12 protein-coding genes are annotated in these 10,639 nt (G+C 52.7%); 6 read left to right on the plus strand and 6 right to left on the minus strand.

Annotated features, from left to right (window positions below; genetic code table 11):
• Positions 1-121 precede the first annotated feature (121 nt).
• Positions 122-1,249 carry a glycosyltransferase family 4 protein gene (locus E3E29_RS05705; RefSeq protein ID WP_167910032.1) on the plus strand — a complete coding sequence of 376 codons (1,128 nt, stop codon included), beginning with the start codon at positions 122-124 and terminating at the stop codon, positions 1,247-1,249.
• On the opposite strand, the gene E3E29_RS05710 is transcribed toward E3E29_RS05705, so the two are convergent.
• From E3E29_RS05710 to E3E29_RS05735, 6 genes are read right to left on the minus strand one after another with little or no spacing between them, the layout of a single operon-like run.
• Positions 1,227-2,216, minus strand: coding sequence for a DUF1616 domain-containing protein (locus E3E29_RS05710; protein ID WP_167910284.1), 990 nt, complete (start codon positions 2,214-2,216; stop codon positions 1,227-1,229). The genes E3E29_RS05705 and E3E29_RS05710 overlap by 23 nt on opposite strands.
• 5 nt (positions 2,217-2,221) lie before the next feature.
• Positions 2,222-2,770, minus strand: coding sequence for a hypothetical protein (locus tag E3E29_RS05715; RefSeq protein WP_167910033.1), 549 nt, complete (start codon positions 2,768-2,770; stop codon positions 2,222-2,224).
• Positions 2,767-4,047 (minus strand): DUF58 domain-containing protein, encoded by a 1,281-nt coding sequence (locus E3E29_RS05720; RefSeq protein ID WP_167910034.1) that lies wholly within the window; start codon positions 4,045-4,047, stop codon positions 2,767-2,769. Before E3E29_RS05720 ends, E3E29_RS05715 begins: the two co-directional genes overlap by 4 nt.
• Complete coding sequence (locus E3E29_RS05725; protein WP_167910035.1) at positions 4,044-4,964, minus strand: MoxR family ATPase; 921 nt, start codon at positions 4,962-4,964, stop codon at positions 4,044-4,046. The genes E3E29_RS05720 and E3E29_RS05725 overlap by 4 nt, the downstream gene beginning before the upstream one ends.
• Positions 4,961-5,956, minus strand: a complete 996-nt coding sequence (locus E3E29_RS05730) for a DUF4350 domain-containing protein (protein ID WP_167910036.1) — start codon at positions 5,954-5,956, stop codon at positions 4,961-4,963. The genes E3E29_RS05725 and E3E29_RS05730 overlap by 4 nt, the downstream gene beginning before the upstream one ends.
• Positions 5,953-7,776 (minus strand): DUF4129 domain-containing protein, encoded by a 1,824-nt coding sequence (locus E3E29_RS05735; protein ID WP_167910037.1) that lies wholly within the window; start codon positions 7,774-7,776, stop codon positions 5,953-5,955. The genes E3E29_RS05730 and E3E29_RS05735 overlap by 4 nt, the downstream gene beginning before the upstream one ends.
• 66 nt (positions 7,777-7,842) lie before the next feature.
• On the opposite strand from E3E29_RS05735, the gene E3E29_RS05740 reads away from it, so the two are divergent.
• The 5 genes from E3E29_RS05740 to E3E29_RS05760 all read left to right on the plus strand — a co-directional run bounded on the left by E3E29_RS05740 (position 7,843) and on the right by E3E29_RS05760 (position 10,636).
• On the plus strand, positions 7,843-8,541 hold the full coding sequence (locus E3E29_RS05740; RefSeq protein WP_240922789.1) for a hypothetical protein: 699 nt from the start codon (positions 7,843-7,845) through the stop codon (positions 8,539-8,541).
• Positions 8,532-8,774, plus strand: a complete 243-nt coding sequence (locus tag E3E29_RS05745; RefSeq protein ID WP_167910038.1) for a hypothetical protein — start codon at positions 8,532-8,534, stop codon at positions 8,772-8,774. The genes E3E29_RS05740 and E3E29_RS05745 overlap by 10 nt, the downstream gene beginning before the upstream one ends.
• Positions 8,775-9,194: 420 nt before the next feature.
• Positions 9,195-9,401: a DUF5646 family protein gene (locus E3E29_RS05750; protein ID WP_167910039.1), complete on the plus strand. Its 207-nt coding sequence runs from the start codon at positions 9,195-9,197 to the stop codon at positions 9,399-9,401.
• Between the two features lie 9 nt (positions 9,402-9,410).
• Positions 9,411-9,683 carry a type II toxin-antitoxin system RelE/ParE family toxin gene (locus E3E29_RS05755; protein WP_167910040.1) on the plus strand — a complete coding sequence of 91 codons (273 nt, stop codon included), beginning with the start codon at positions 9,411-9,413 and terminating at the stop codon, positions 9,681-9,683.
• Positions 9,684-9,760: 77 nt separating this feature from the next.
• Positions 9,761-10,636 (plus strand): glycosyltransferase family 2 protein, encoded by an 876-nt coding sequence (locus E3E29_RS05760; RefSeq protein ID WP_167910041.1) that lies wholly within the window; start codon positions 9,761-9,763, stop codon positions 10,634-10,636.
• The last annotated feature ends 3 nt before the right edge of the window (positions 10,637-10,639 follow it).

Below are 10,639 nucleotides of genomic sequence, written 5' to 3' on the forward strand. Positions count from 1 at the left end.
ATTTATAAACCTGCCGTCAGTATCACTTCTTCCGATAATCTTTTATTCTAGCGTCTTTTGAACCTTTCTCCTACGGGAGGCTTTTAAGGTTGGGCGACAACTTTTCCCGTCCGGTGGTGGTATGGGGGAGACGCTTAGAATAGCCTTCGTTTACGATGTCATATACCCATGGGTCAAGGGGGGCGTTGAGAGAAGGATTCATGAGCTCGCGGTTAGGCTTGCGAGGAAACACGAGGTTCACGTTTACGGTTATAAACACTGGGATGGAGCTCCTGAAATCGAGAGAAACGGCGTCATCTACCATGGTATAGTCTCTCCGGGAAGCATATATCTCGCCGGAAAGAGAAACCCTCTACCGATGCTTCGCTTGGCCTCTAACCTGAGAAAGCGCCTTCCAGAACTGAGAAAATACGATGTTGTTGACGTCCAGAACCTCTTCTATCCGGGCGCCTTCGTCTTAAGAGCGCTGCCAAACGCCCTCTTAACGTGGCACGAGTCCTGGGGTAACTACTGGTTCAGTTACTTCGGCCCGGCAGGAATCCCGGGATGGGCTGTTGAGAGGCTCCTATCTGATTACAGACTCCACTTGGCCGTTTCTCGCAAGACCCAGCTCGACCTCCTCCAGGTTGGCGTTCCTTCGCGGGTAGTTCCGAATGGGGTTGACTTGGAAAGAACCGACCGGGTAAAACCCTCCGAGTGCGAGAGCGACCTTGTCTTCGTTGGCAGACTGGTGAAGGACAAGAACCTTGAGCTGGCCATCAGAGCCGTTGCCGGGCTTGTGGATGACTTTCCCCATGTGAGGTTCTCCATAATCGGTGATGGGCCTGAGAGGAAGAATCTTGAGAACCTTGCCATGAAGTTGGGCATTCGGAAAAACGTAGATTTCCTTGGGAGGCTGGAGAGCTGGGAGGATGTAATTTCCCTCCTGAAGGCCTCGAAGGTCTTCGCCTTCCCCTCCCGTAGGGAGGGCTTTGGGATGGCCGTTCTCGAGGCAATGGCGGCGGGAGTTCCTCCGGTTGTTCTGGATTCGCCGATGAATGCCGCGAGGTTTTTGGTTAATGAGAAGAGTGGCTTGGTTTTAAGTGGGGATAGATTTGCCGATGGGTTGAGGCTCCTTCTCTCTGAGAATAACCTGGGGAAAAAGCTGGGGAGGAACGCGAGAAAGAAAGCTGAAATGTTTGATTGGGGGAAGATAGTGGGGACGTTAGCTGGGATTTACTTGGAGTTCACTTCCTCACTTCCACGTTGAGTTTGAGGCTCTGTATCGTCCCGTTTACTGCCTGGAGGATGAGGTTCTTCGCGTCTGTTTCCGCGTAGTTCCCGTCTGGGGGTGCCGGTGGGAGTTTTGGCTCGCTATCCTTGAAGAGAAGGAACCAGACCTGCCATTTTCCGGGTTTGTTTATGCTGAAGGTGTAGTTGGTCTGGAACTGGGGCGTCCAGTTGCCCTCGATGTTGACCGGAACAGGAGGCAGGGTAACGTTGAACCAGCCCGGCATCGGGTACATCCCGTGGATTACCGTCGTGTTGGTACTGCTGTCCCAGGTTAGGTTCACCAGCCAGACCTGGACGTAGTAAGTCACGTTCCTGTGCTCGTGGTTGGCTATCCCGATTATTACCGTCCCGTTCTGGCCGACGCGAAGCTGGGTCGGATAATTGGCCGCTTTGCCTCCTGGCCCAAGGATGTAGAACTCCGTGAATGCTTCTCCCGGCTTTGGATGGCTTATGACGTAGGTCAGAACGCCGATCGAGGTGATTATCGCTATTATCAGGATAACCGTTAGGGCCTTGTCGAGTTTGCTTGAACCTTCCCACTCAAGCTCCTCCTTGAGCCTATCCATCGTTATCCAAGGTATCCAGGGCTCTACCGCCCTATCCCTCCGGTAGATTGCTATGAGGGCGAAGGCGACGTTGAATACCGTTAAGCTTGCCAGGATGGGGTTTAGCCTTATCCCCCAGGGCGTGTAGTTAAGGCCGAGTCCAATGAGGGGGACGATGGCTATGCTCAGACCGAAGCTGAGCGCTAACCTCTCCAAGTTGTCCAGCTCTTTCTTCTCAGGAAAGAGGGCCGTGATGAAGGTGTACCCCGGGAAGAAGAGGACGAATGCCAAGCCGAGCGCTTTCCGCATTAGGGTATCTGGGAAGTAGAATATGAGAAGGTCGAGGAGGAGTGAGAGGAAAATGAGAATGATTAAATCCCAGTACTTCTTCCACTCCATTGAGCTCACATTTCCACCCCCGCATGCTCGGCGTCCTTCAATCCTCCCAATGCTATCGCTGTAAGACCTAGGGCACCTATGACAAAGGCCTCACCCGCAACTCCTGGTAGCTTTCCTCTAAGTAGGATTAGTATCACCCATGTGCTCCCTGCCCAAAGAAGGAAGTAAGCGCCCGCCTTTCCGAATCCCTGGTACAGCCTGTAGGCCGCTATCATTAGCAGTGCCGCGAAGAAGGAGTAGTCGTTAAGGGCCGAGAGAGCGAGCAGGCCAATCAATGCCGCGTCCGTCTTTCCTTTTGGCACCAGTGAGCCCCTCAGAACGTCGTCGAGGACAAGGAGCGCCGGCATTCCGAGGAGAAAGAGCTCCCTCTGCCCTTCCAGTGTGTACACCGAGTCGAAGCCGGGTGAGGTGAGGAGGGCTAGGATGTAAAGCGAGAAGCCGAAAAGGGCCGCCTTCCTCCCTTTTAAAGCTGATACGTAAGGGATCACCGCCAGGAGGGGAATCCATGAGCCGAGGATAACCGATGCTACTATTGCCCCAACGAGCCCTATCATAGCTTCCTCACCACCACTGGAAGGAGATCCTTCGGCGAGAGCTCAACAACGTTCGTCCTGCTCCTAATCTTCCTCAGGAGGTCTTTCCTCTCCCTGTAAGCGGTGTAAACCGTTTCAATCTCCTCCGGTCTGAGCTCCCTTTTTGACATGAACCTTATCGGGTTTGGGTAGAGAATAACTGCCTTTGAGCCCTTCCGTTCAAGGGCAGACAGCGAGCTGAGGACTGCCCATGGGTGGAGGCCTATGTCGTCGATGATGACAACGTACGAACCCTCCGGTAGTGATCCAGCAGCATTCTCAAGTCCCGATAGCGGTGTTCTCCTCTTGAGGCGGAGGATTCTCCTCACGGTTTTTCCTATCCTGAGGGAGGAGGGCCTGAGCTGGGGTTTTCCCGGGCGTGGCCTCAGGTCGAGCTCCGATAGGGCACTCCTCGGCTCGTTGACTCTTCTCAGGGTCTTTACTACCCTGTGGTCGTTGTAGGCTACAATGCCAACCCTGTGGCCGTGGCGCGCGAAGTAGGCTATGAGCTGGGCGAGGATCAGGGTGAGGTAGTCGGTCTTCCTGTTCCTGAACTCCCTCCTGAAGGACTCGTCCACGTTGACGAGGACGTAGATATCGGCAAGGGTCTCCCTCTTAAAGACCCTGACTATCGGCTTCAGAACCCTGGAAGTGGCCTTCCAGTCGATCCTCTTGACGTCGTCTCCCGGAAGGAACTCCCTGAGCTCCTCGAACTCAAGGCTCTCGCTCCCGATTCCGAGGGCGTGGAGGAGTTCGGCGAAGGCATTGGGTTCCTTTCTTATCCTCCTCGCCTCCGCAACTTTCCTGGGGGAGGGGAGCACTGCCACTGGCATTAACCCGGAAACTTCGAGCTCCTTCGCGAAGAGGCCGGCCATGTCGGTGAAGATAGCTTTGACCCTGAGTTCGAGCGTTCCCTTCTTCAGGGGCTTTATCCTCAAGAATGAAGCCTTTTCCTCGCCGGGAAGGATTGTGAGTAGGGGGGTCTCTGATTCCACTTCCGGACTTTCTACTCTGAGAGTTACCTTTCCAGGTACTTTGAACAGGCCCTCAACCTTCAAGGGAATCTCGACCCATTCGAGCTCGGTGATCCTCTCCGGGAGGCTTAGAGATACGTTTCCATCCCCACCGAAGGAGAGCCTTACCGAGCCGTAATATACGGAGATAACAGCCCCTACCCCTGTTATGGCGGGGCTTCCAAGGAAAATCCCCCCCGCTATCAGGATTCCCGAGAGACCGAGCAGGACGTCAGCTGTTCTCATTCCGTTGGCACCTCTACCCTTTCGAGGACTTCCCTAACTACCTCCTCCCCGGATATTCCTTCCATCTCGTACTCGGGCTTGATGAGTATCCTGTGGGAGAGCACCGGAATTGCCAGGGCTTTAACGTCGTCGGGTATGACGTACTCTCTGTTCTCAAGGTACGCTCTTGCCTTCGAGGCAATGAGGAGGTGTTCCCCCGCCCTGGGCGACGCACCGAGTAGGACTCTCTCGTCACTCCTCGTCTCCTTCAGGATGGAGTAGATGTAGTCTATTACAGCCTCGCTTACGCGCACTTTTCTGACTTCCCTCATGGCGGCCTCCACGTCCCCCTGGCTCAGGGTGGGTTCGGCCTCATCGAAGAGGCCGAGGTTCTTCCTCATGAGCATCTCCTTCTCGTGCTTCTCCTCCAGGTAGCTGACCCTTACCTCCATCATGAACCTGTCCGCCTGGGCAGTTGGGAGCTCGTAAACGCCCTCTACCTCAACCGGGTTTCTCGTCGCTATCACGAGGAAAGGCTCCGGCAGTTTGAAGGTCTGGCCCTCTATCGTGACCTGCCTCTCCTCCATGGCCTCGAGGAGGGCCGACTGGGTCTTGGGCGATGCCCTGTTTATCTCGTCCACGAGGAGGACGTTCGTGAATATGGGTCCCTTCCTTATCCTGAACTCCCCTGTTCTCATGTCGTAGAAGCTGTGGCCGATTATATCTGCTGGTAGAAGGTCGGGAGTCATCTGGATCCTCATAAACCTTAATCCAAGACTCCTCGCGAAGTTCTTGCTCAGGGTCGTCTTAGCTAACCCTGGAACGCCTTCCAGCAGTACGTGCCCATTGGAGAGTACTGCTACCGTCATGAGCTCAACTACGTCGTCCATCCCAACGATTGCCTTTCCAACCTCTTCCCTTATTTCCTCGATTATCATTCTCCATCACCCATACCCTTCAGCATTTCGAGTACTTCCCTCTCATCCCATCCCCTCTCCCTCGCCAGTTCAACTGCGAGGTCTTCCAGGGACTTTTCTCCCCCGAAGAGCCTCATTAGTGTCCATCTGAAAGGCCGGAGCATGTAGCCGAAGAGGCCGAACTCGTATAGAACGGCAATGATTCCGGTTATCAGCAGTATCTCTTCGGCCCTCTCCCTTGGGAGGACCCTTCTTATCGTTATCGTCCCCTGGCTGTAGAGGTTGAAGTTCCTGTGGTGGGCCTCGTCCACGTAGACCGGGCCTGGGATGTACTCAGCCAGGTTCCTCAAAAAGTTGTAGTTCTGCTTGAAGAGGTTGTTCCTCAGTATGTCCGGGTCGGCCAGGACAATGACCCTTCCATCTCCATATTTCGTGATGGCCAGTAGTGGGTACGCCCTCCTGTGGAAGTTTATCATGGCGGTACCGCTCGTGTAGACTTCGCCCTTCCTCGTCACGATTATGGCCGATGGGTCGCTCGTGACCACCTCGGTGACGTTCCTCCCGAGGACTGGGTCGGTTATCTTGATGGCTATCACAAAGCGGTCGTCTATCCTGTAGAAGAAGTCCCGGAGAGGGTAGTTGGAGAGTCTCATCGGGAGGCCGAGCCCCCTGAGAATCTCGTTTCCAGTACCGAAGTCGTCCGCGATAACCAGTGTGTTTCCCCTCCTCACGAACTCCTTTATTGCCTTTATTTCATCGGGGGAGTAATCGACGTTGGGGCCGACTATGAGGAGCGTTCCACCGGAGAGGTCGTAGCTGTCTATCGGGCCCAGGAGTGGAACGGGCGTTTTTCCTTCATCGTAGAGGAGTTTGGTGAACCTTGAGAGACCGTCCCAGCTGTCGTTGAACATACTGTATGGAGCTGAGCTCTCGAAGTGTGGCACCGTGAGCGGCATCGTGAAGAGGATGAAGATTCCTGTTACGAGGAGTGCGTACTTGACCGTTCTTCTCATTCTTCCCCACCGGCTATGATTATTATGTTCCTTATCGCTTCCCTAAATTCCCTCAGCTCCTCCCCTGTGGGCTCTATCTTCCCATAGACGGCCTTCTCGTGGATTAGGGTTGCAGTTTTCAGGTTTTCGTAGCCCTCCCAGTCCTTAAGCCTCTCCAGGGCTTCCCTTGGCGTGAGGTGGTTGGGAATCCCCATCCTTTCGGATAATACCTTCCTTACCATACCGTAGGCCTCACCAACGTCTTCCGGCACATCAACCTCCGGAGGCTCTCCGGGGCGGGCCGTTTCTGAGGAAGGCTGGATGGGCTCCCCCAAGACTCCCCGCTCTTTTCCTCTCCATCCCCTTCCTATCTTAATCCTGTCCCTCTGGGTGTAGAGGGCCAGCCCGAGGAGTATGAGGACGACCGTCAGGTACCTCCACGTGTTGCTTTCCTTTGGCATGACCGAGACGAAGACCATGTTCGAGCGGGAGGGAAGGTAGAGGCCGGTACCGTTGAAGAGGGCGTAGACCTGGAGAGTACCGGCTTTTTCAGGTGTTAGCGTCAGGTTGAAGGTTCCGTTTACGGCGTTGACCACCGATGTGAGGTTGTTGTCCACGTAGATCTGGATTGTCCCGTTTATCGGTGGAGTTATCGAGCCCTCTATCCTCAGGGGCTCGTTTATCAGGACGGTTCCGGGGGCGGTTATGCTCAGGCTCGTTGGTATTCTGGTGAATCGTATCGTGACTGCCAGGGAGGCCCCTGTGTGGAACTCATCCCCCTTGAAGTAGAGTGTCAGGGGGAAGCTCGTCTCTTTAGGGCTTGTGAGGTTTAAAGAGACGCTTCCGTCGGGGCCAGTTACAAATGGTGAGCCGTTGACAGTGATGTTCCTGCCAGGCAGTGGACGGGAGTAGTAGTCGATGAGGACTGCCTTGAAGGTCAGGGTGGTGTTTACAACCGCGGAGGTTTCGGAGACAACGACGAAAGATGTCGGTATCTTTCTGACGTTGATCTCAATGGCCTTCGTGCTCAGGTTTCCCTGTATAGCCTTCGCAAAGTATTTTCCTGGTTTCTCGAACCGGTAGGGGAGCGTGAAGAAGTGGGACGAGACGGATACGTTCACTTCTGTGCTCCAGTTGGTTCCGTTTATCAGTATCGTGATGCTTCCGTTCTCGGGCGCCGTGCCGAAGAAAGTTACCGTCTGGTTGATGATGGGGGAGGGGTTCGTGACGTAGAGGGTTAGGGGAATTTCGCGGGTTACGTTTTTAGTCTGGTTGGTGTTGGTTTGGGGCTTCCATATAGTCTGATTAAGCTTTGCCTGGGCCATATCGTAGATTTTGTTCAAATACTCTTCCACATCGCTCGTATCGAACTTCAGGATCTTCGTGTCGTTGTAGAGCTTGATTGAGTCTATTTCATCGAGATATTTTCCCATCCTCCCCGCCGTTCCGACGATGCCGACCGCTATGGCAGGGCTCTCGTTCGTGGAGTAGTACTGCAGAACGAGCTCGTCGAGGGTTACCAAGTCAACGGAGAAGTTGTAGAAGGGCGGGAGAACCTCAAGGACTTTGACATGTATCCCCCTCTCCTGGTAGGGTTTAGAATCCCTGAGAATTTGGAGGAGCTCGTTCCTAGTGCTGTTTGCCAGGGTTAGGCTGTAGTCGTTCCCCTCGTAGGCGTATTTGAGGGAGTAGGCGAACTTTTCGAGGGTGTGGGAGAAGTATGTGTAAAGGAACGTGTCGTGGGGAACCGGCTTCTCGACTCCCCGTGCTCCCGCAGGGGGGAGAAGAAGGAGCAGCATGATGACAACCGTTAGAAGTTTCATTGATTTTCCTGACTTCATGTTAACTCCACATTATGAGCCATGAAAACCCTTTTAAGTTTTCCCCGCCTTTAGAGTCCGGTTGAAATGGGAAGGTTATCAGGTGGAATCCTCACAGCACTTGGAATAGCCCTCTGGTACTACGGCGGCTCCTCAGGGAGCCAGACTATGGTAAACCTCGGGATAGGGGCTATAATCCTCGGCATAGTGGCCTTCTCCCTGCCGGGATGGAGGTGCATGCCCGCCGAAGCAGGGAATGTACTAACCTCCGGAACCTGCGGCCTTTTTAAAAACCTCGCGGAGGACCTGGAGCTTTCTGGAAAGGCATTCGCGATTCCCCCCTACGAGAACCTTCCCCGGGGAGGTATCTTTATTCCGGTCTCAAAGAACGGGAGGCCGAACCTGGGCAGGCTCTTCGAGGGCAGGGTGGTCTTTTCTGAGCCTGAACCTGGACTTCTCCTCTCACCGGTTCCCGGTCAGGGTATTCTGGATGAGATGGAGGATGTTTCCGGTGCCGGGATTGGCTACGCCGCCTCCGCTTTTTCCGGAGTCCTCGGCAGGCTCGGCCTCCCTGAAGTGAAGGTTTTCGAAGATGGCGAGAATATTGAGGCCTACGTTGAGACTGAGTGCCCGGACTTTCCCTACGCCGACCCGGTTGTTTCTGCTCTCCTCGTTGCCCTCGCGGCGGGAGCCGGTGAGGTGCTCGTTGTGGAGGATACCGGGACAGTTAAGGGCTATCTGAAGCTCGTCCTCAGAAAGGCCGGTGGTGTTGAAAAATGGCTGTGAGTGATTATCTAATCATTTTTCTCGCCGTCTGGGTTGTTCTGTCCGCCATCCTGGCATCTTCCACAGAGGTCTTCCTCACGGTGGTTCTCATTGGAATCCTGATAGTCCTTGAGGTCGGGGAGTTTTACCTCTCCGGAGAGACGAAGGAGGGGCTGAAGTATTCGGCGTATTTCCTTCTCATCGTGTTTGCCTTTATTGTGGCGAAGAAGGTGTACGAGGTCATAACAACTTAGGAAATTTTTCGTTGTGGTGATGTTATGGGATGTTACTCTGCTTGCCATCTCAATGTAAAATGGTTTCCGTAATACAGAGAAAAACTTAAAAGGATGTTATGCTCTAAACCCTCACTGCAGGAATAATCGCTTACAATGTCCGTGGGGCAACACTCATGAGAACACTTGTAATAATCCCTGCATATGCTGAAGAGCTGATGATTGGGTCGCTGTTGGCAATGATCTGGCTAAGGTGAAACCGATGTACCGGGACAATAAAATTGGCGTGGTAGTTCCGGCGTACAACGAGAGGCCCCATTGGGTCTTGAGTACGAGGGAAAATCGTTGAAACTTTGTGTAGGGCTCACCAGCGGAAGGAAAGTATATATCAAATAGAATAGAGTGTATATCAGTAGAAATCAAACGTTGGGTGGTGTGATTATGGAAAGAACAGAAAATGTTGAGTATGTCTTAAAGGAACTGGAGAGGCTTAAGGTCGAGATACAGCGTTTAGAAGCAATGCTCATGCCGGTTCTGAGAGATGAGGATATTACCGAGGAAGAACTTGAAGAATTACTTGAGCTGGCCAGGGATGAGAATCCCGATGAGTGGATTGATGCAGAGAAACTTCCCGAGCCCAAGGGGTGAGGTGTTCAAATGATCTACCGGGTCAAGGTTCACCGGCAGGTGGAAAAGGCGCTCCTGGGTTTGCCCAAGGCTCATTATCAAAGATTCCTGGAGTTTAGAGATATTCTGAAGTATGAGCCTGTCCCAAGACAGGACTTTGACATAATCAAATTGAAGGGAGGCGGAGATCTGGAGCTATACCGTGTTCGTCTAGGTGATTACAGGGTAATTTATTCAGTAAACTGGGATGAAAGAGTCATCAAGATCCTAAAACTCAAACCCAGGGGGGAAGCCTACAAGTAAAAATAGGTTCAGTGGGTTTGGATAACTGACCCATTAGAGAAGAACTCGAGGAGATAAAGAAAAAGCCGGTGAATAGCATGAAAACCCTTGTAATAATCCCCGCGTATAACGAAGAGCTAACCATCGGCTCAGTCGTCGCTTTATCCAAAAAGCACGGTGATGTTCTCGTTGTTGATGACGGTTCTGAGGACAGAACTTCCGAGATTGCTGAAAGTTCCGGGGCGGTTGTTATAAGGCATGAGGTTAACAGGGGAAAAGGGCAGGCATTAAAGACGGGCTTTGATTATGCTCTGGCCAATGATTATGATGCTGCTGTTTGCATAGATGCCGACGGTCAGCACAACCCCGATGAGATTCCCCTCTTATTGAAGCCGATAGTTAAAGGAGAGGCTGATTTAGTTATCGGTTCAAGGTATTTGAACGGGGCTCACAAGACTATCCCTCTCTATAGAAGGATTGGACTGTGGGTTTTGACCATGACGACAAACGTTGCATCTAACGTTAAGATAACTGATTCTCAGAGTGGGTTTAGAGCATTGAACAGAAGGGCCCTAGAAAGTTTGGAGCTGAATTCTGATGGGTACAACGTTGAAAGTGAGATGATAACCCAGCTAGCGGATAAGGGATTGAGGATTAAAGAAGTCCCGATACACGTTAAATATGACACCCCAAACAATCACAAGAAGAACCCATTTTCACACGGGATCAGCGTCCTAGCGAAGATTATAGGATTGATTGGATATAAAAGACCCCTCCTGATGTTTGGAATTTCGAGCTTGGCATCCTTTTTGGTAGCTGGAATACTGGCGTACTGGGCAGTTCAGCCGTATTATCACGGGAGGAATGTCTACGTAACCCAGGCGATAGGAGCGGGGATATTCATAATAATTGGGATTCAGTTGTTCGTTGCTGGATTGACGCTGAACGTGCTGGCAAAGATGGTGAGGGATTGAGAC

The organism is Thermococcus sp. Bubb.Bath (genome assembly GCF_012027595.1).
In the GTDB taxonomy this organism is placed as follows: Archaea; Methanobacteriota_B; Thermococci; order Thermococcales; family Thermococcaceae; genus Thermococcus.